The sequence below is a fragment of the Lysobacter sp. GCM10012299 genome (genome assembly GCF_042649405.1).
Lineage (GTDB): Bacteria > Pseudomonadota > Gammaproteobacteria > Xanthomonadales > Xanthomonadaceae > Lysobacter_J.
Window position 1 is genome coordinate 370,445 of record NZ_JBHRZC010000001.1, and the last position, 18,513, is coordinate 388,957.

General features: G+C 67.4%; 16 protein-coding genes and 2 pseudogenes. 12 read left to right on the forward strand and 6 right to left on the reverse strand.

Features of this window, described 5'->3' with window-relative positions:
- Window positions 1-37 precede the first annotated feature (37 nt).
- On the reverse strand, window positions 38-1,063 hold the full coding sequence (locus tag ACFOPO_RS01850) for an AraC family transcriptional regulator (RefSeq protein WP_386700318.1): 1,026 nt from the start codon (window positions 1,061-1,063) through the stop codon (window positions 38-40).
- Window positions 1,064-1,215: 152 nt separating this feature from the next.
- Between ACFOPO_RS01850 and ACFOPO_RS01855 the strand changes: the two genes are divergently transcribed.
- From ACFOPO_RS01855 to ACFOPO_RS01870, 4 genes are all read left to right on the forward strand, one after another.
- Window positions 1,216-2,166: an AraC family transcriptional regulator gene (locus tag ACFOPO_RS01855; protein ID WP_386700320.1), complete on the forward strand. Its 951-nt coding sequence runs from the start codon at window positions 1,216-1,218 to the stop codon at window positions 2,164-2,166.
- Window positions 2,167-2,277: 111 nt separating this feature from the next.
- The gene (locus ACFOPO_RS01860; protein WP_386700322.1) at window positions 2,278-4,788 is read left to right on the forward strand and encodes a mechanosensitive ion channel domain-containing protein; all 2,511 of its coding nucleotides are present in this window, start codon (window positions 2,278-2,280) and stop codon (window positions 4,786-4,788) included.
- 173 nt (window positions 4,789-4,961) lie between these two features.
- Window positions 4,962-6,488 (forward strand): catalase, encoded by a 1,527-nt coding sequence (locus ACFOPO_RS01865; RefSeq protein WP_386700324.1) that lies wholly within the window; start codon window positions 4,962-4,964, stop codon window positions 6,486-6,488.
- 6 nt (window positions 6,489-6,494) lie between these two features.
- Window positions 6,495-7,079, forward strand: a complete 585-nt coding sequence (locus tag ACFOPO_RS01870; protein WP_386700327.1) for an ankyrin repeat domain-containing protein — start codon at window positions 6,495-6,497, stop codon at window positions 7,077-7,079.
- Window positions 7,080-7,103: 24 nt separating this feature from the next.
- On the opposite strand, the gene ACFOPO_RS01875 is transcribed toward ACFOPO_RS01870, so the two are convergent.
- Complete coding sequence (locus ACFOPO_RS01875; protein WP_386700329.1) at window positions 7,104-7,619, reverse strand: hypothetical protein; 516 nt, start codon at window positions 7,617-7,619, stop codon at window positions 7,104-7,106.
- A 121-nt stretch (window positions 7,620-7,740) separates the two neighbouring features.
- On the opposite strand from ACFOPO_RS01875, the gene ACFOPO_RS01880 reads away from it, so the two are divergent.
- Window positions 7,741-9,177: a PLP-dependent aminotransferase family protein gene (locus ACFOPO_RS01880; RefSeq protein WP_386700330.1), complete on the forward strand. Its 1,437-nt coding sequence runs from the start codon at window positions 7,741-7,743 to the stop codon at window positions 9,175-9,177.
- 40 nt (window positions 9,178-9,217) lie between these two features.
- Here ACFOPO_RS01880 and ACFOPO_RS01885 read toward each other — a convergent pair whose 3' ends face one another.
- A complete protein-coding gene (locus tag ACFOPO_RS01885) occupies window positions 9,218-9,637 on the reverse strand; it encodes a hypothetical protein (protein WP_386700332.1) in 420 nt (139 codons plus the stop codon).
- A 139-nt stretch (window positions 9,638-9,776) separates the two neighbouring features.
- Between ACFOPO_RS01885 and sufT the strand changes: the two genes are divergently transcribed.
- From sufT to ACFOPO_RS01905, 4 genes and pseudogenes are all read left to right on the forward strand, one after another.
- Window positions 9,777-10,334: a putative Fe-S cluster assembly protein SufT gene (sufT, locus tag ACFOPO_RS01890; RefSeq protein ID WP_386700335.1), complete on the forward strand. Its 558-nt coding sequence runs from the start codon at window positions 9,777-9,779 to the stop codon at window positions 10,332-10,334.
- A 611-nt stretch (window positions 10,335-10,945) separates the two neighbouring features.
- A pseudogene (locus ACFOPO_RS01895) lies at window positions 10,946-12,658 on the forward strand (S8 family peptidase); the annotation flags it as partial.
- A gap of 132 nt (window positions 12,659-12,790) precedes the next feature.
- Window positions 12,791-13,021 (forward strand): annotated as a pseudogene (locus ACFOPO_RS01900) (proprotein convertase P-domain-containing protein); the annotation flags it as partial.
- Window positions 13,022-13,149: 128 nt separating this feature from the next.
- Window positions 13,150-14,745, forward strand: coding sequence for a S8 family peptidase (locus tag ACFOPO_RS01905; protein WP_386700337.1), 1,596 nt, complete (start codon window positions 13,150-13,152; stop codon window positions 14,743-14,745).
- 4 nt (window positions 14,746-14,749) lie between these two features.
- Here the strand turns inward: ACFOPO_RS01905 and ACFOPO_RS01910 are convergent, their stop codons facing one another.
- The 3 genes from ACFOPO_RS01910 to wrbA are packed head-to-tail and all read right to left on the reverse strand — an operon-like array spanning window position 14,750 to window position 16,195.
- Complete coding sequence (locus ACFOPO_RS01910) at window positions 14,750-15,235, reverse strand: asparaginase domain-containing protein (RefSeq protein WP_386700339.1); 486 nt, start codon at window positions 15,233-15,235, stop codon at window positions 14,750-14,752.
- Window positions 15,236-15,275: 40 nt separating this feature from the next.
- Entirely contained in the window at window positions 15,276-15,605 is a 330-nt protein-coding gene (locus tag ACFOPO_RS01915) for a DUF2069 domain-containing protein (RefSeq protein WP_386700341.1), read from the reverse strand.
- Window positions 15,602-16,195, reverse strand: coding sequence for an NAD(P)H:quinone oxidoreductase (wrbA, locus tag ACFOPO_RS01920; protein ID WP_386700343.1), 594 nt, complete (start codon window positions 16,193-16,195; stop codon window positions 15,602-15,604). The genes ACFOPO_RS01915 and wrbA overlap by 4 nt, the downstream gene beginning before the upstream one ends.
- Before the next feature lie 132 nt (window positions 16,196-16,327).
- Here wrbA and ACFOPO_RS01925 point away from each other — a divergent pair, with 132 nt between their 5' ends.
- Genes ACFOPO_RS01925 through ACFOPO_RS01935 form a run of 3 tightly spaced genes read left to right on the forward strand, consistent with a single transcriptional unit; the run spans window position 16,328 to window position 18,490 of the window.
- Window positions 16,328-17,593 carry a YihY family inner membrane protein gene (locus tag ACFOPO_RS01925; RefSeq protein WP_386700345.1) on the forward strand — a complete coding sequence of 422 codons (1,266 nt, stop codon included), beginning with the start codon at window positions 16,328-16,330 and terminating at the stop codon, window positions 17,591-17,593.
- Between the two features lie 4 nt (window positions 17,594-17,597).
- Window positions 17,598-18,224, forward strand: coding sequence for a TlpA family protein disulfide reductase (locus tag ACFOPO_RS01930; protein ID WP_386700347.1), 627 nt, complete (start codon window positions 17,598-17,600; stop codon window positions 18,222-18,224).
- Window positions 18,221-18,490 (forward strand): acylphosphatase, encoded by a 270-nt coding sequence (locus ACFOPO_RS01935; protein ID WP_386700349.1) that lies wholly within the window; start codon window positions 18,221-18,223, stop codon window positions 18,488-18,490. Before ACFOPO_RS01930 ends, ACFOPO_RS01935 begins: the two co-directional genes overlap by 4 nt.
- Window positions 18,491-18,513 lie beyond the last annotated feature (23 nt).

Below are 18,513 nucleotides of genomic sequence, written 5' to 3' on the forward strand. Positions count from 1 at the left end.
GGACTGGAGCCGATGAGATGCCCCCCGTGCGCTGCGGTCAAGGTGCCGCCGCGAGCAGGGCCTGCCGCCGGGCCTGCGGTGCCTGCCCGAACCAGCGCCGGCAGGCCCGGTTGAACGAACTCTGCTCGCGGAAACCGAGCAGGCCGGCGATCTGGGTCATCGGCATGGCCGGCTCGGCCAGGTAGTTCTGGGCGCGGTCGCGGCGCACCGAGTCGAGCAATGCCTCGAATGTCAGGCCGTCGTCGGCGAGTTGCCGTTGCAGGGTGCGCGAATGCATTGCCAGTTGCTCGGCCACGCTGAGCAGCGAGCAGCGGCCGGTCGGCAGCAGGCGATCGATCGATTCGACGGTCTGTTCGCGCACGTTGCGCGGTTGCTGGTCCATCTCGCGGCTGATGAAGTCGACCAGGAACGCCCGCATCATCCGGTTGTGGCGATCGATGGGGCGGGCGATCTGCGCAGGGGTCAGGACGAGGGCATTGGTCTCCTGGCCGAACAGCACCCGGGTTCCGAAGTACTTGCGATAGAGCACCTGCGGCAGTGCCGGATCGTGTCGACAGAGCACCGTGCGGGCGTGGAAGGCGCGATCATCCAGCAGCATTCCCACGACGTGATGCATCAGTCCGAGGGCGCGCTCCACCGTGTGCCGGCTCGGCCCGGCAGGCCTGCCAAGCTCGAATTGGTAGGTCAGCCGCGGCGCATCCGGTTCTGTCGTACGGTCGAGCTCGAAGATGGTGCCGGCGCTGTAGAACCCAATGAATCGGGCGAAGTCGTCCAGCGCCGCGCCGACATCGGGCGAGTTCTGCGCGATCAGCGCCACCGGACCGACGATGTTCCAGTCCTGCTGTTGCGCCAGGCGCAGGCCGAAATCCGGGCAGTCCAGTTCCGACGCGGTCCGTTCGAGCAGGTGCACCAGCGACAGCATCGGCACCATCGCGTAATGCACGTCCAGCAGTTCAGGCGCGATGTTGAACCGGCGCAGCAGCACCTCGGGATCACCGCCAAGCGCGCGAACGAGTTCGCGGTACTGGGTGAGGGCAGTGATGCGGATCAGGGGTCCGGTCAACGCGGCGCACCGACAGCAGTTGCAACAGCGAGGCAGATACGCATCCGTCGATGATTGTCGCGTGATGGCAAACCGATGGCGCGTGGGGACAAGCAGGCACGGCCCACGAACTGCGCTAATCGGTGCTGGCGACGGGAGTCCGCGGCAGTTCGATGGCACAAGGCGGTAGCAATTCGGGTGGGTCCGGGCGCTTCACACTCGACCAGTGGCGCCAGGTTTCCCGCGAGCGCTATAACTGGGATCTGCTACTGCAGGGCGACGCCGACGCTGCGAACCGATTCGTCGGCGAGTACAGCGCCTGGGGCGACGGCGACACACGCTTCCTGCACAGCCGCGCGATGGCGGCGCGGGTGCGGCCATTCAAGCCGGCGCAAGGACGCATCCGCCTGGTCTTCCTGCTGTCGGGCAAGGCACGAATCAGCGCCCGCGCCGGATCGGGATGGAAGGAGGTCGGGCAGGGCGACCTGTTCCTGCTCGATACCAGCCTGGTCAAGGACGCCGAATGGACGGCACATTCGGACCTGTGCCTGCAGTTGCCAAGCCATGCCGACCTGCCACTGGCGGACGGCGCCGACTGCCGGACCGGAGAGGCGGTGACCCCGGTGGACGACCCGGTCCTGTCGAACGCGCTCAAGGCACAACTGCGGCTGCTCGCTGCGCGCGGCGGCGAACTGCCGGAGCACGCGCGCGCACGGATGCTGTCGAGCATGGTCGACCTGACGGTCATGGCACTGCGCGCGCCGGCTTCTGCCGCGGGCGATTGCGCGAGCGGCCAGGACATCCTGCTGGCGAAGGCGCAGCAGTACCTGCAGACGCATTTTCGTCGCCACGACCTGTCCGTCGACGAGGTTGCCGCCGCGGTGGGATGCTCCCGCACATCGCTGTACCGCTTGTTTTCTGCGCAATCGCTGACGGTGCTCGGCTGCCTGCGCGAGATTCGGCTGCAGCGCTGCCACGCCGCGCTGGCCGAATCGCCGCCGCAGGTGAACATTGCCCGGATCGCGTTCCAGCACGGTTTCGTCGATCTGCACGCCTTCACGCGACTGTTCAAGCGGCGCTTCGGAATCACGCCGGGCCAGGCGAGGGCATCACGATCCGGCTGATCGCCCCCCCCGTGATGGCGGCGTGAAAGTGCGATGCGTGGCGGCATGAAGCGTTGACGATGCCGCGCCACTGGGGTTTGCTCTGCCGCAGCCACATGGCCTGGAGCCACGATGTCGCGTATTTCCGCTTTGCTTGCCTGCGTCCTGTGCCTGTCGGCCATGTCCGCCCTTCCGGCGGTGCATGCGCAGACCGCACCGACCCTGGTCGAAGCCAAGGACAAGGGCCCGGCGGCCATTCCGGTTGCCGACATCCCGAGCCGCGCCGACGACGACGAGCGCTTTGCCCAGGACGTGATGCTGCGGGCACGTTCGGCCGACCTCACCGGCGAGCTGGCGCCGCGCCTGGCGGCCATCGAGAACTCGGTCAACGAGAAAGCCAAGCTTTTCGTCTCCACCGATCTGCGCGCCCTGCCGGTGATGCGGCTGGAGAGCCTGGACCGGCACTGGAAGTTCGATGCGCGCCAGTACGCGCGCTGGCAGAACGACCTGCGCCAGGCCAGCGCGCCCTTCGCCGACGATGCCGCTGAAATCTCCAGCCGTCGCGCCGACTGGGAGGCGACCCGACTCGCCGCGCAGGCCGGCAGCCTGGCCAACGCGCTCGACAACCGGATTGTCTCGGTCGTGGCCAACCTGAAACAGGCCGAGCAGGCGCTGTCGGCGCCGCTCGAGAAGCAGATCGCACTCGGCCGTCGCGGCAACGCCGTGGAGGAGCGGATCGAGGCAGGCCAGAAGGCCGTCAACAGCGCCATCGATTACATCGACAGTCGCCTGGTGCGCCTGGATGCGCCGCCGCTGTGGGCGGCCAAGAACGCCCCGGGCGACTCCGAACCCGCACTCGACTCCATTCGCACCGGGCTGCAGATCGAGAGTCGCTTCCTCACCCAGTACGGTGCCGCCGACCTGGGCAACCAGCGTGCCCTGCGCTGGCTGCAGTTGCTGTTGCTGCCGCTGCTGATCTGGTTGAGCTTCCGGGTACGGAAGCGGGCACCGACCGGGCTGGAGAGCGAGGCCTCCGATCGCGTCCTGCGTCGCCCGCTGTCGGCGTGGATCCTGTTGTCGATGATCGGCGTGCTGGTGTTCGAACCCGATGCGCCGCTGCTGGCGCACCAGGTCGCGATGCTGATCGCGCTGGTTCCGGTGCTGCGACTGCTGCCGCCCAGCAGCAAGCGCCTGCTCGGGCCGTGGCCGTTCGTCGCCACCGGCCTGTACCTGCTGGAGCGCCTGGGCTTCCTGTTCCTCGCCAACGCGCTGATCTACCGCTGGTACTACCTCGGCCTGACCGTCGTGGCGATGTTGCTGATGCTGTGGCTGCTATGGCGTGCACGTCGCCACCTGCACGAGTCCGACCCGGCGGCACGGGTCACCCGCTTGATCCATGCGATCGCCTGGGGCGGGACGCTGCTGCTGTTTGCATCGGCGGTGTCGAACATCGTCGGCAACGTCTCGCTGGCGGAGATGCTGACCGCCGGCGTCATCGACAGCGGTTACCTTGGCCTGGTGCTGTACGCCAGCGTCAACGTGTTCAACACGCTGCTGCAACTGATGATCGCGCGACGCAGTGCGTCGCGGTTCCGACTGGCCCGCGAACATGCCGCGCCTATCCTGGAGGCCATCAACAAGCTGCTGAAGCTTGCCGCGGTCGTCGGCTGGATCGCGTTCGCGATGAGCCGGTTCCGCATCTTCCGGCCGATCTACGGCGTGGTCGAATCGATACTGACCTACACGGTCAAGCTCGGCGAGATCTCGCTCAGCCTGGGCCACATCCTGGTGTTCGCGGTGTCGGTGTTCATCGCCTACTGGGCCGCGCGCACGGTCCGCTTCCTGCTGCAGGAGCAGGTGCTGCCGAAGATGTCGCTGCCGCGCGGCGTCGGCAATTCGGTGGCCTCGCTGAGCTACTACGCGCTGCTGCTGGTGGGCCTGGTGGTGGCGCTGGCCGCGGCGGGCTTCAAGGTCAGCCAGCTCGCGTTCCTGTTCGGCGCCCTCGGCGTCGGCATCGGCTTCGGCCTGCAGAACGTCGTCAACAACTTCGTCTCCGGCCTGATCCTGATGTTCGAGCGGCCGATCCAGCCGGGCGACGTGGTCGAGATCACCGGCACCGCTGGGCGCGTCCGCGAGATCGGCATGCGCGCCACCACCATCAAGACCTTCGACGGCGCCGACGTGGTGGTGCCCAACGGCACGCTGCTGTCGGAGAAGCTGACCAACTGGACCCTGCTCGACATGAGCCGGCGCGTCGACATCGACGTGGGCGTGGGCTACGGCTCGGAGCCGTCGGAGGTGATCGCGCTGCTGACCAAGGTCGCCACCGGAACCGCGCATGTCGCGAAGTCGCCGGCACCGGTGGTGCTGTTCACCGGATTGGGCGCCAGCTCGCTGAACTTCGCCATCCGCGCCTGGACGTACGATTTCGAGAACTGGACGAACATCCGCAGCGACCTGATGACGCGTGTCCACGCCGCGTTGCGTGATGCCGGCATCGAGATGCCGTTCCCGCAGTCGGACGTGCACCTGCGCAGCGTGTCGAAGGAAGTGGGTGCCTTGCTCGTGCCGCGCGAGACCGATCGGAACGTGAAGGCAATCGGAAATGAGGGGGAAAGTGGCGCAACAGACTCGAGCGTGTGACTCAGAAAAGCCCTGTCAATAGTAAAAGTAGCTGAAGTTTCCTACGTGAAAAGTGCGTCGTGAAGTACTTCCCAGTCATTGGCGATTGGAATGGTTTCGATCCGAAGAAGTGATTTCTTTTTGTGTCGAAACTGGTCAATGCTGCCGGCTTCCAAGCAGAGTCAGGACGCTTCATGAGACAGGGACGACACTCGACCATCGCACTGCTGCTGTTGCAGGCGGTCCTCATCCAGGCAGCCAGCGCACAGCCGGTGCTTACACTGGACAACGGCGCGAAGGTTGGCGACAACCAGAACTCGCAGACGGCTGGAGCTACGGGGCCGACGCTGCTGCAGGACGTGCAACTCGTGCAGAAGCTGCAGCGCTTCGACCGTGAGCGGATTCCCGAGCGCGTGGTCCACGCCCGCGGCACCGGCGCCCATGGCGAGTTCGTGGCGACGCAGGACCTGTCCGCGCTGAGCAAGGCCCAGGTGTTCCGTCCCGGCGCGAAGACGCCGGTGTTCGTCCGATTCTCCTCGGTTGCGCACGGAATCCATTCGCCAGAGACCCTGCGCGACCCGCATGGCTTTGCCGTCAAGTTCTACACCGGCGAGGGCAACTGGGACCTGGTCGGCAACAACTTCCCGACCTTCTTCATCCGCGACGCGATCAAGTTCCCGGACATGGTGCACTCGGTCAAGCCCGATCCGCGCACCAACCTGGACGACGACTCGCGCCGCTTCGACTTCTTCTCGCACGTGCCCGAGTCGACCCACACGTTGACCCGGCTGTACTCCAACGACGGCACCCCGGCCGGCTACCGTTTCATGGACGGCAACGGCGTGCACGCCTACAAGCTGGTCAATGCGGCCGGCGAAGTGAGTTACGTCAAGTTCCGCTGGAAGTCCCTGCAGGGCATCCGCAACCTGGATCCGGAGCAGGTCGTGCAGGTGCAGGGGCGTGACTACAGCCACCTCACCAACGACCTGGTGTCGGCCATCAATCGTGGCGAGTACCCGCGCTGGGACCTGATGATCCAGGTGCTGGCGCCGGCCGACCTGGCCAAGTTCGACTTCGACCCGCTCGATGCCACCAAGGTCTGGCCCGATGTGCCGGAGCGGAAGGTCGGCGAGCTGGTGCTCAACCGCAACGTCGACAACGTGTTCCAGGAAACCGAGCAGGTCGCACTGTCGCCGGCGAACCTGGTGCCGGGCATCGAGCCGTCGGAGGATCGCTTGCTGCAGGGACGGCTGTTCGCCTATCCCGACACCCAGATCTATCGACTTGGCGCGAGCGGGCTGGCACTGCCGGTCAATCGACCGAAGATGGCCGTCAACAACATCAACCAGGACGGGTCCGGCAACTTCGGGCGCACCACCAGCGGCGTGAACTACGAGCCGAGCCGGCAGGAGCCACGGCCCCAGGACGCCAGCGCGCGCCTGAGCCAATTGCCGCTCAGCGGCAGCACGCAGCAAGCGAAGATCCAGCGCGAGCAGAACTTCAGGCAGGCCGGCGACCTGTACCGCTCCTTCAGCGCAAAGGAGAAGAAGGACCTCATTCGCAGCTTCGGCCAATCACTGGCCGGCACCGACGACGAGAGCAAGCACATCATCCTCTCCTTCCTGTACAAGGCCGATCCGGAGTACGGCACCGGCGTCAGTCGCGTCGCCAAGGGCGATATCTCCCGCGTCCGCGAACTGGCCTCTGCGTTACAGGACTGAGCGACCGTGCGAACCTTCCCGTTCCCGCGGTTCCTGGGTCTTGCCCTGGCGCTGGCTGTTTCGGGCAGCGTCTGCGCGCAAGAGGGCAACGTCGGCGACACGCAATCGTCGCAGGCTGCGCAGGTGCGCACTCAGCTGCGGAGCTACTACTTCGATGCCGCGCGCAGTGGCCACCAGGCCATGCTGGCCGAGTTCATCGGCGCCGGCTACGACCTCGACGTGCGTGACGAGAAGGGCTACACAGCGTTGATCCTGGCCGCGTACCACGGACATGCGGCGGCGGTCGAGCAGTTGCTCGCCGCTGGCGCCGACCCGTGTGCGCAGGACAACCGCGGCAATACCGCGCTGATGGGCGCGATATTCAAGGGTGAGTTGGCGATAGCGCAGCGCCTGCTGCGCGCCGACTGTGCGCCGGATCAGCGCAATGACGCCGGCCAGACGGCCGCGATGTACGCGGCGCTGTTCCGGCGCAAGGAGGTGCTGGAGGCGCTTCGTGCCGGAGGCGCGGACATGCGCGCCCAGGATGCTGCGGGCAACTCTCCGGAACGACTGGCGAACGGCGAGTTCGCAGGCTCCTTTCGCCGACCCTGACCGCGCACGCCAATCAAGCGGGCGCTAGTCGCCCGCGCTGTGCCACCTGCGCGCGAACAACGCGCAGGGCACGCCCACCAGCAGCATGTGCGCGAGCAGGCAGGCGACCGACCAGTCCAGCAGGAACCGGCGCGGCGGCGCGGCCGAGAACATCGGCACGGCGATGACGTGGATCAGCACGTAGCACAGCGCGCCATACAGCATGCCGTTGCGCAGCGGATGCTGCTGCAGCCATGGCCGGCTGCGGCTGGCAACGTGGTAGATCGCGACGATCGCGGTCATCAGGTAGAAGTGCACCGCTGCACCGAACAGGGCCGTGGCGGCACCGCCGGCGAACGCGTTATCGCGGCCGATCAGCCAGGCCGCGACCGACTGCGGGATGCGCACCGGCGAGGTGCCCAGCGGCGCCCACCACAGCATCGCGAACAGCAGGTCGAAGGCGCCGACGGTCAGGCCGCCGAGGAGGATCCAGGCCCAGGCAGCAGGGCGTTCCCAGGTGGTGGCGGTGGGTGAAGTGTGGTCGCGGGCGGGGGCTTTCATGGTGGTCGGGTCCATTCGCACGGGATTGGCCCTATGGAGCCGTGGCAAAGTGGCACTGGCAAGGTCCAATTCACGGGGCTTCAATGGGGCCAATCCGCCATGCCCCTCCAGGAGGCCGGTCATGCACCTGCAACTCGACGGCAGCGGTCCGCTGCACGCGCAGCTGACCCGTGCCCTCAAGAGCGCCGTGTTCGCCGGGCGGGTCAGCCAGGGCGCGCGGCTGCCCGCGACCCGGCAGCTGGCGCGCGAACTGGGCGTTTCGCGCAACACGGTGCTGGCCGCCTATGACCAGTTGCGCGCCGAAGGCTTCGTCGACGGTCGGGTCGGATCGGGCAGTTACGTCACGCCACCGGTGCAGTCGGCGCGGCCGATGCATCCGGTGGATGCGCCATTGCCGGCGCAGTCGCAGTTCGCCCGCCGCGCCCGCGTCATCCACGACCACCTGCGCATTCCGGGCCGCGCCGTTCCGGGCGTCCGCTACGCCTTCCAGTACGGCGTGCCGCTGACCAATCCGGCGCTGACCAGCGCCTGGGCACGCGAGCTGGCGCACGCCGCCGCCTACACCCCGCCGACCTATCCGGCCTCGCAGGGGCTGCTGGCGCTGCGCGAGGCGGTATGCGACTACCTCGGCCGCCGCCGCGGCGTGCAGGCACAGCCCGAAGACGTGGTCATCGTCCATGGCACCCAGCAGGCCGTCGCACTGACTGCACGGGTCCTGCTCGATCCGGGCGACGAGGTGGTGCTGGAAGAGCCGCACTACTCGGCGATGCGCGAAGCCCTGCAGATCCACGGCGCCAAGGTGCGCACCGTCGGCGTAGACGGACAGGGCCTGGTCTGCGACGACCTGCCCGTGCCGGCGCCGAAGCTGGTGTGCGTGACGCCGTCGCATCAGTTTCCCAGCGGCGCGGTGCTGTCGCTGCAGCGCCGGCTGGCGTTGATCGACTACGCCCGGCGCCACGGCAGCTGGATCCTCGAAGACGATTACGACGGCGAGTTCCGCTACGACGCGCGGCCGCTGGCGGCCTTGCGCTCGCTCGACGACAGCGCCCGCGTGATCTATGTCGGCACGTTCTCGAAGGTGATGTTCCCGTCGCTGCGACTGGGCTACCTGGTGGTGCCGCCGGGCCTGCGCGGCGACTACGTCAATGCCAAATGGCAGGACGACTTCGGCTCGTGCGGCATCGAGCAGGCCGCGCTGGCGCGGTTCATCGTCGACGGTGGCTTCGAACGCCACCTGCGCCGCACCTGGAAAACATTGAAGGAACGCCGCGCGGCGCTGCTCAACGGCCTGCAGCGTTGCAGTCGGGGACGACTGCAGATCAACGACTCGCGCGCCGGCATGCACCTGGTGGTCTGGCTCAAGGGCCGCAGCGCCGAGCAGGGCGAAGCCTTCATCGCGCGAGCGCGCAGCCTCGGACTGGGCCTGTATCCGATCCGCCCGTACTACCTCGATCCGCCCGACCGCGCCGGACTTCTGCTCGGCTACGGCGCCCTGTCGGTAGCCGAGATCAACGAAGCCGTAGCCGTATTCGCCACCTGCCTCGACGAATCCCCCTGACGTAGCCCGGGTAAGCGCAGCGCACCCGGGTCGGGGACCCTCACCGCGAAAGCCACCCCGCCACCACCAGTCCCACCCCGATCCAGACCAGGTCAGCCACCCCGTTGGCCAGCTGCACCAGGATCCAGGCATGGTGCACGCCCAGTCGCATCGCCGAATCCCACGGCGGGAATCCCAGCATCGCGCCGAGCTGGGTGGCGGTGATGAACCAGTTGGCGGCGATCACTACCGCGGCGGTCGCGAGTACCCCCGCCAGCAGCCGCTTCGGCCCGGGGCGCCAGCCGCCCAGGCGCAGCATCAGGGCGATGTCCAGCGCGCCCAGCACGGCCATCCAGCCGTTCTGGCGGCCGGTGTACAGGCTCAGCAGCACCCACACCGCGGCAAACCCGCAGGCGCCCAGCAGCAAAAGCAACCACGAAAACCACGAGACGCGGCGGGCAGGCGGGGAGGGTGGGGTCATCGACAACTCAGGGGACGGTCAATGCAACAGCATAGCCGGGCGGCCATGCCATTAGGCCGTGCCCTCCGGCCGTACGCGGTGCCGTACACGGTAGAATCGCGGACCTTGTGCCGGGTCGCGGCACCCCAATCTATCCGGCATGTATTCCCGCAGCAGCGAACCCGTCCGTTTCGAGCGCGATTGCGCCGTTGTCATGGTCCCCCAGGGAGAACAGTTGACGTTGCCTGCCGGCAGCATCGGCTACATCACCCAGGGCCTTGGCGGCAGCTACACCGTGTTCGTCGAAGGCAATCTGTTCCGTGTCGCGGGACGGGACGCCGATGCCATCGGCAAGGAGCCGCCGGAGCCATTGGAGCTGCCGGAAGGGGCCGACGACGAGGCGGTCGAGCAACTGGTGTGGCGCCAGTTGCGCACGTGCTTCGATCCGGAGATTCCGATCAACGTGGTCGACCTGGGCCTGGTCTACGAGGCCAGCATCCAGGCGCATCCCGAGCAGCCCGGCAAGCGTCGGGTGGAAGTGCGGATGACGCTGACCGCGCCGGCCTGCGGCATGGGCGACATCCTCGTCGCCGACGTGCGCGACAAGCTCGAGATGATCCCGACGGTGGCCGAGGCTGACGTCGACCTGGTGTTCGATCCGCCGTGGAACCGCAACATGATGTCGGAAGCGGCGCGTCTCGAAACCGGGATGTTCTGAGGTGCCTTCAAGGCGTCGGCGTCGGTGTGGCGCCGTCCGGCGGGCCGGGGATTGCTCCGCCCCTTAGTCGGACATCCTGTCCGAATGCGGGGCGCGGGACATCCATGTCCCGCTGCGGATCAATCCCCGACCCGCCGAACGTCGCTTCGGCATGTCATTGCCCGGTCTTCGACTTTTGCCCGTCATTCCCGCGTAGGCGGGAACCCAGCGACTGTCATTCCCGCGTAGGCGGGAATCCATGGACGTTGGCTCTTGCCGGCAACCCACCAGCGATCCTGAACGCGCAGCCTGAAAAGCTGAACGCGATGACGTTCTCATTTCGCGTCCTTTGCCGATCCTGTTCATTCGATTGACGGTAGGGGGTCGATGTGCCACTGCGTTGAGCTGGTTTGAGAGCGGAGGGGGCTGCTCTCGGCCTCGTCGCGCGGTTTTCCGCAACTTCGGGGCGCAGGACCCGGCATCAAACGGCCGCCACCTCGACGTGGCGGACCGCCGAACGTGCCCGGCCCCGGCGTGGTGATCTCGCTGCGACGCATTCGCGGCGATGGGATCCGCTTCCATGGACCGGACGCGACCATCACGAAGTTTCCTGCCTTTGGGGGTTCCATCAGATGTCCGATCGTCACTCGCGTCGCATCCGCATGCACGCACTCTCCGTAGCCACCGTGATCGCCATTTCCGCCAGCTTCGCCGCACCGGCGCTGGCGCAGCAGGCGCGCATCAATCTCTCCGGCCTGCAGTCCGACGCCGGCAACGACCGTTTCATCGTCAAGTACCGGGAGGGCAGCGCCGCCCAGACCAACACCGCGACGATGCGCAGCGCGATCAGCTCGGCCGGCAAGGCCGTCGGCCTGACGCACGTCCGCCGCATCGCCACGGGCGCCGATGTCGTGCGCGCCGCGCGCAAGCTCGACCGCGTCGAGGCCGAGACGCTGATGCGCCAGATCGCGGCCGATCCGAGCGTCGAGTACGTCGAGGTCGACAAGATCAACAAGCCGCTGCTGACGCCCAATGACACGCGCTACAGCGAGCAGTGGGGTTACTCGGGCACCTACGGCATCAAGGCCAACCAGGCCTGGGACGTCACCAACGGCAGCGGTGCCGTGGTCGCCGTGCTCGATACCGGCATCACCAGCCACAGCGATCTCAGCGCCAACATCCTGCCGGGCTACGACTTCATCATCGACACTTCGGTGTCGAACGATGGCAACGGCCGCGACAGCGATCCGAGCGATCCGGGCGACTGGGTCACCGCCAACCAGTGCGGTGGCACCCACGCTGCGCAGAACTCGAGCTGGCACGGCACCCACGTCGCCGGCACGATCGCCGCGGTGACCAACAACGCCAAGGGCGTTGCCGGCGTTGCCTATGGCGCCAAGATCGTCCCGGTGCGCGTACTGGGCACCTGCGGCGGTTACGACTCCGACATCGCCGATGCGATCACCTGGGCGTCCGGCGGCACCGTCAGCGGCGTTCCGGCCAATGCCAACCCGGCCGAAGTGATCAACCTCAGCCTCGGCGGCAGCGGCGCTTGCGGTACGACCACGCAGACCGCGATCAACGGCGCGGTCGGTCGCGGCACCACCCTGGTCATCGCCGCCGGCAACGACAACACCAACGTCTCCAACGCTTCGCCGGCGAACTGCAACAACGTCATCGCGGTGGCCTCGATCACCAGCACCGGTGCACGTTCGAGCTTCTCCAACTACGGCTCGCTGATCGACATCGCCGCGCCGGGTTCGAACATCCTGTCCACGCTCAATGCCGGTGCCACCACGCCGGGCGCCGAGACGTACGCGTCCTACAACGGCACCTCGATGGCGACCCCGCATGTCGCCGGCGTCGTGGCGTTGATCCAGTCGGTGGCGACCACGCCGAAGACGCCGGCGCAGGTCGAGGCGCTGATCAAGGGCAATGTCACCGCGTTCCCGTCGACGCCGTCGCAGCCGATCGGTCCGGGCATCCTCAATGCCAAGGCCGTGGTCGACGCCACCAACGGCACCACGCCGCCACCGACCGCCACGCCGCTGACCAACGGCGTCGCCGTGACCGGCGTCAGCGGTGCCGCCGGCAGCGACAAGCTGTACTCGCTCGACGTGCCGGCCGGCGCCACTGGCCTGAAGTTCGTCACCACCGGCGGTACGGGTGATGCCGATCTGTACGTGAAGTTCGGCAGCGCGCCGACCACGACCACGTTCGACTGCAAGTCCGAAGGCAGCAGCAACGCCGAGACCTGCAACATCGCCACCGCCCAGGCCGGCAAGTACTACGTGCTGGTGCGTGGCTACGCGGCGTACTCGGGACTGTCGCTGACCGGCAGCTACACCACCGGCGGTGGCGGCGGTACGCAGACCTACAGCAACACCGCGGACTTCACGATCAGCGACAACGCCACCGTCGACAGTCCGATCACGGTGTCGGGCCGCACCGGCAACGCGCCGAGCAACGCGTCGGTGACGGTCGCCATCGTCCACACCTACCAGGGCGACCTGAAGGTGGACCTGGTCGCGCCGGATGGTTCGCTCTACAACATCCACAACCGCACCGGCGGCAGTGCCGACAACGTCAACAAGACGGTCACGCTGAATCTCTCCAGCGAACCGCTCAACGGCACGTGGAAGCTGCGCGTCAACGACAACGCCGGCGGCGATACCGGCTACATCAACAGCTGGAGCGTCACGTTCTGAGTTGATGGAAGTCAGTTGCGCGCACACTTAAGCGCCCCGGTTCTTGCCGGGGCGCTTTTTTGTGCGTGCCGGCCGCATTCCCGGTCTTCGTCTTTTTTTGCCCGTCGTTCCCGCGAAGGCGGGAACCCATGGACGTTGCCCTCTTTTCCGACGCACATCACACAACATCCCCGGCGCAAGTTCGCGTGCATCCCCCGTGTTGGGGAAATGGCCTGCGTCGCTACATTCGTCTCCAGCGGTGTGGGGCCGCTCGTCCATTTCGCTGTTCGAGCCAGGGGATTTCCACGATGTCTTTCCAACCACCACGTCCTAACCGTGTGCGATCGCTGTTCGCTGCCGTTGCCGTCGCGCTGTCTGTCACCGCCTCGCCGGCGACTGCACAGCACACGCGCGTCGATATTTCCGGTATGGAGGCGAGCGGTCGCTATGACCGCTTCATCGTCAAGTACCGGGATGGCAGTGCCGCCCTGGCCGATCCGGCGGCCATGGCGCGTTCGCTTCATTCCGCCGTGCCACCGCAGGGACGCAGGCGTGGCAACCGCATGGTCCTCACTCACGTGCGGCGCATCGCCACCGGCGCAGAACTGGTCGGTGCGAGCCGTTTGCTGGATCGGGCCGAGGCCGCTTCATTGATGCGGCAGATCGCCAGCGACCCGGACGTGGAGTACGTCGAAGTCGATCGCCTGTACCGGCCGACCTGGGAAGCCGATGACCCGCGCTTGCGCATGCAGTGGGGGCTCAGGGGTGCCTACGGAATCAACGCCGACAAGGCCTGGCGCCTCAATGACGGTAGCGGCACCGTGGTGGCGGTGATCGATACCGGCATCACCCGCCACAGCGATCTCGATGAGAACGTGCGTCCGGGTTACGACTTCATCAGTAGCACCCGCGTCGCCAATGACGGTGACGGGCGCGACGGCGATGCCTCCGACCCGGGCGACTGGGAACAGGCGGGACAGTGCGAGGAAGGGATGCCGGCGCTGGACTCCAGCTGGCATGGCACGCATGTCGCAGGCACGATCGCCGCGGTGACCGGCAACGCCAAGGGCGTGGCGGGTGTTGCAGGCAGCGCGTGGATCGTCCCGGTGCGGGTGCTGGGCACGTGCGGCGGCTACCGGTCCGACATTGCCGATGCGATCGTCTGGGCCTCCGGTGGCGCCGTCAAGGGAGTGCCAGCCAATGCCCACCCGGCCGAAATCATCAACCTCAGCCTCGGTGTTGGTGGCAACTGCAGCGCCACATTCCAATCCGCCATCAACGGCGCCGTCGCACGCGGTACGACGGTCGTCGTCGCCGCTGGCAACGCCGCGCAGGACGTTGCCGACCACTCCCCGGCCAACTGCAGGAACGTGATTGCAGTCGCTGCTACCCATCGGCGGGGCCGGCGTGCGAACTTCTCGAACTACGGGGCCGGCATCGACATTGCAGCACCTGGCATGGGCATCCTGTCGACCGTCAACAGCGGCAGGACCGTGCCCGAAGGCGAAAGCTACGGCTACGCCAGCGGGACCTCAATGGCGGCGCCGCACGTAAGCGGCGTGGCAGCGATGATCCAGTCCGTGTCGCGTACACCGAAGTCGCCGGCCGAGGTCGAGGCGTTGCTCAAGGCCACGGCTACCGCCACGAAGGCGCGAAAGTCAAAGCCGATCGGGGCCGGGATACTCAACGCCAGGGCGGCGCTGGATGTGGCCATCCCGCCATTGCCACCGCGGCCAGGAAATTAGGCGATCAGTTCGCTTCGAAGCGATTCGCCGCGACGTTCTTGCGCACCTTGGTCGGATCCCAGATGCGGCCGTTCATGGCGATGTAGACGCCGGGCGGCAGCGACTGCACCGCGCCGACCGCGCAGCCAACGTTGAACTCGGCATCGGAACCGCGGAAGCGCGCCGGGCTCAGCGCGCCGGTCAGCACGATCACCTTGTCGCCCAGGCTCGACAGCACCTTGGCGGTTTCCACCATGGTGTCGGTGCCGTGGGTGATCAGCACGTGGCGCGCCGGCTGCGCGGCGATGGTGGCGCGGATCAGCTGGCGGTCTTCTGCGGTGATGTGCAGCGAATCCTTGCGCAGGATCGGGATCACGTTGAACTGGAAGGCCACGCCCAGCTCGCGCAGGATCCCGCCGATCTGCGGCTCGCCGATCTGGTAGTCCGACTTGTCGTCGAAGTAGATCTTGTCGATCGTGCCGCCGGTGGTGACGATGCAGAGCTGATCCATCGTTGGTACGCGCGCTGGGGGAGATGGCGGAATTATACGGTCAGCGCTTGCGCGCGAACCGCGCCCGCAGCCCGGGCAGGTTGCCGGCCAGGATGATCACCAGCGCCAGCACGATCTCGGCGATGGCATAGCCGCGCTCGCCCGGGCGCGACCAGGCCACCATCACGCCATGGCTGAACCAGCCCAGCGCGAACACGCCGGCCCAGAAGGCGGCCTTGCGGCTGCCCCGCAGTGCCACCGCCGCCAGCAGCACCGGCGGCAGCGCGAACACCGCCAGCGCGACCCGCGCCGAGGGCTGTGGTGCAAACCAGGCCACGAACAACGCCGCCAGCGCCAGCAGTCCGGCGACCAGCACCTGCCGCGCGTTCATGCCGCCACCTTCGCGACCAGCGTCGCCAGGCGCCGGCCGAGCGCACGCGCCAGCTGCGCTTCCTCGTCCGTCGGTTGCGGATCGTCGCTGCTGCCGGCGACGTGGCTGGCGCCGTATGGCGTGCCGCCGCTGCGCGTGCTGGTCAGTGCCGGCTCGGTGTACGGGATGCCGACCAGTACGCAACCGTGGTGCAGCAGCGGCACCATCATCGTCAGCAGAGTCGATTCCTGGCCGCCATGCATCGTCGCGGTGGAGGTGAACACCGCCGCGGGCTTGTCGACCAGCGTGCCGCTGGCCCATTCGGCGCCAAGGCCGTCGAACCAATGCTTGACCGGAGCGGCCATGTTGCCGAAGCGGGTGGGGCTGCCCAGTGCGATGCCGGCGCACTCGACCAGGTCGCGGGCCTCGACATACGGGGCGCCATCGTCCGGCACCGGCGGGGCCGCGGTCTGCGTCACCGCCGCCACCGGCGGCACGGTGCGGATGCGCGCGGAGACGCCCTCGACCTCGCCAATGCCGCGCGCGATCTGCCGGGCCAGGCGCGCCACCGAACCGCCGCGGCTGTAATAGAGCACCAGAATCTCGGTCATCGCATTGCTTCGTGAGGCGGGCATCCCGTGAAGCGGGAAGGATAGAGGAAGTGCACGGACCACGGTGGAGCGGCTCCCACATCCGCTGCCCCGTGACCCCGCGCTCCCCGCGCATCGGTTACCCTCCGCCCGATGGAGCCACTGAACACCTTGAACCGCTGGAGCGAGCGCGCGCGAGACCGCGCACGTGCGGGCACGTTCTTCCGTTTCCTCGCCAAGCGCTTCCTCGACGACAACCTGTTCCAGGCCGCCGGCGCGCTGTCGTACACGACCGTGTTCGCGCTGGTGCCGCTGTCGATGGTGGTGTTCGGCGTGCTGTCGGCGTTTCCCGTCTTCGGCGAATGGAGCGATCGCCTCAGCGATTACATCTTCTCCAACTTCGTCCCCAGCGCCGCCCGCTCGGTGGAGTCCTACCTGAAGCAGTTCTCGGCCAACGCCGGCCAGCTCACTGCGGCCGGCGTGATCGCGCTGGTGGTGTCGCTGCTGATCACCCTCAACGGCGTGGAAGCGACGTTCAACCGGATCTGGCGGGTGAAGTCCGGGCGGCCCAAGGTGGGACGCTTCCTGGTCTACTGGACCGTGCTGACCCTGGGCGCGCTGATGGCCGCGGCAAGCCTGGCCATCTCGGCGCGGTTCTTCGCCATGTCGATGTTCGAAACCGAGGCCGGCCACATCCTGCAGAAGCTGATGCTGCGCCTCACGCCGATCGCCATCGAGCTGCTGGCCTTCGCCGCGATCTACCGGGTGGTGCCGCACCGCACGATCCAGTGGCGCCACGCCATCGCCGGCGCGATGCTGGCCACGTTCGGCTTCGAGTTCGTGAAGTGGGGCATCGGCCTGTACCTGGGCAACTTCGGTTCGTACTCGAAGATCTACGGCACGCTCGCATTCGTGCCGATCTTCCTGCTGTGGATCTACCTGAGCTGGGTGGCGATCCTGCTCGGTGCGTCGCTGGCCTCGTCGATGTCGGCGTTCCGCTACCAGCCGGCGAGCATGCGCCTGCCGCTGGGGCACGAGATATACGGCCTGCTGCGCCTGCTCGGGCGCTTCAACGAGGCGCGCCGGAAAGGCAACGGCCTGCACATCGTCGACATCGAGCAGCTCGAGCCGATGCTCACCGATGCGCTGGTGCAGCAGATGCTGGCCCAGCTCGACGAGATCAATGTCGTGCGCCGCGCCGAGGACGGCGAGTGGCTGCTCACCCGCGACCTCGACGAACTGACGCTGGCCGAGCTCTACGAAGCCTGCAACCTGCGCATCCCGATCGCCGAGGCGATATTGCCGTGCCGGGACGACGCGCTGGGTCGTTCCGCCATTTCGGTGCTCGACGAACTACGCATTCCCTTGCGCGAGCTGCTCAAGCGCCGCGCCTCCACCATTCATTCCGAAGAGGTCTAGTCCGATGCCGAGCCGCCTGCACGTTTCCATCCATGCCAAGGCCTGCGCCGCGACGGTCCTGGCCACGCTGCTGCTCGCCGCTTGCCAGAAGCCCGCGCCCGCGCCGGAAGCGCAGGCACCGGCCAAGCCCGAGGCCGCGCCCGCTGCTCCGGCGGCACCGGCTGAGCCAGCCAAGCCGGCGGCGCCGTCCGACACGCCCGAACTGAAGATCGCCACCGTCGACGGCAAGCCTTACGACCTGGCCGAACATCGCGGCAAGTGGGTCGTGGTCAATTTCTGGGCGACGTGGTGCAAGCCCTGCCTGAAGGAAATGCCTGAGCTGTCGGCGCTCGATGCCATGCGCGAGCACGTCGAAGTGCTGGGCCTGGCGTACGAGGAAATTGCCCCGGCCGACATGCGCGCCTTCCTGACCAAGCACCCGGTGTCGTATCCGGTCGCCATCGTGGACACGTTCAATCCGCCGGCGGCATTCGAGACGCCGCGCGGTCTGCCCATGACCTTCCTGATCGGTCCCGACGGCAAGATCGCCGACAAGTTCCTCGGCCCGGTCACCGCGCACGACATCGAGGCGGCGATCGCCAAGGCCGGTGGCCCGCAGGCGCAGCCTGCGGACGCCGCGAAGAAGTCATGAGCGCGGCGCGCTTCATCGTCAGCGGTCGCGTGCAGGGCGTGTTCTTCCGCGCCTCGACCCGCGACCAGGCGCTGGCGCTGGGCCTGCGCGGATTCGCCAGGAACCTGCCGGACGGCCGCGTGGAAGTGCTCGCGGCCGGAGACGACATTGCGCTCGACCGCCTCGCCGCATGGCTGCGGCAAGGCCCGGCCACCGCGCAGGTGGACGACCTCGAGCGCCTTCCCGCCCTCGACACCGAAGCCGGCGAAACCTTCACCATCGCGTAGCCCGGAGTAGCCCGGGTAAGCAA

Bases quoted from the DNA above. Each gene is read 5' to 3' on its own strand.
- ACFOPO_RS01925 (WP_386700345.1), top strand. From the start codon at position 16,328: ATGGAGCCACTGAACACCTTGAACCGCTGGAGCGAGCGCGCGCGAGAC.
- sufT (WP_386700335.1), top strand. From the start codon at position 9,777: ATGTATTCCCGCAGCAGCGAACCCGTCCGTTTCGAGCGCGATTGCGCC.
- ACFOPO_RS01880 (WP_386700330.1), top strand. From the start codon at position 7,741: ATGCACCTGCAACTCGACGGCAGCGGTCCGCTGCACGCGCAGCTGACC.
- ACFOPO_RS01860 (WP_386700322.1), top strand. From the start codon at position 2,278: ATGTCGCGTATTTCCGCTTTGCTTGCCTGCGTCCTGTGCCTGTCGGCC.
- ACFOPO_RS01930 (WP_386700347.1), top strand. From the start codon at position 17,598: ATGCCGAGCCGCCTGCACGTTTCCATCCATGCCAAGGCCTGCGCCGCG.
- ACFOPO_RS01885 (WP_386700332.1), bottom strand. From the start codon at position 9,637: ATGACCCCACCCTCCCCGCCTGCCCGCCGCGTCTCGTGGTTTTCGTGG.
- ACFOPO_RS01910 (WP_386700339.1), bottom strand. From the start codon at position 15,235: ATGGATCAGCTCTGCATCGTCACCACCGGCGGCACGATCGACAAGATC.
- wrbA (WP_386700343.1), bottom strand. From the start codon at position 16,195: ATGACCGAGATTCTGGTGCTCTATTACAGCCGCGGCGGTTCGGTGGCG.
- ACFOPO_RS01935 (WP_386700349.1), top strand. From the start codon at position 18,221: ATGAGCGCGGCGCGCTTCATCGTCAGCGGTCGCGTGCAGGGCGTGTTC.
- ACFOPO_RS01875 (WP_386700329.1), bottom strand. From the start codon at position 7,619: ATGAAAGCCCCCGCCCGCGACCACACTTCACCCACCGCCACCACCTGG.
- ACFOPO_RS01865 (WP_386700324.1), top strand. From the start codon at position 4,962: ATGAGACAGGGACGACACTCGACCATCGCACTGCTGCTGTTGCAGGCG.
- ACFOPO_RS01855 (WP_386700320.1), top strand. From the start codon at position 1,216: ATGGCACAAGGCGGTAGCAATTCGGGTGGGTCCGGGCGCTTCACACTC.
- ACFOPO_RS01905 (WP_386700337.1), top strand. From the start codon at position 13,150: ATGGACGTTGCCCTCTTTTCCGACGCACATCACACAACATCCCCGGCG.
- ACFOPO_RS01915 (WP_386700341.1), bottom strand. From the start codon at position 15,605: ATGAACGCGCGGCAGGTGCTGGTCGCCGGACTGCTGGCGCTGGCGGCG.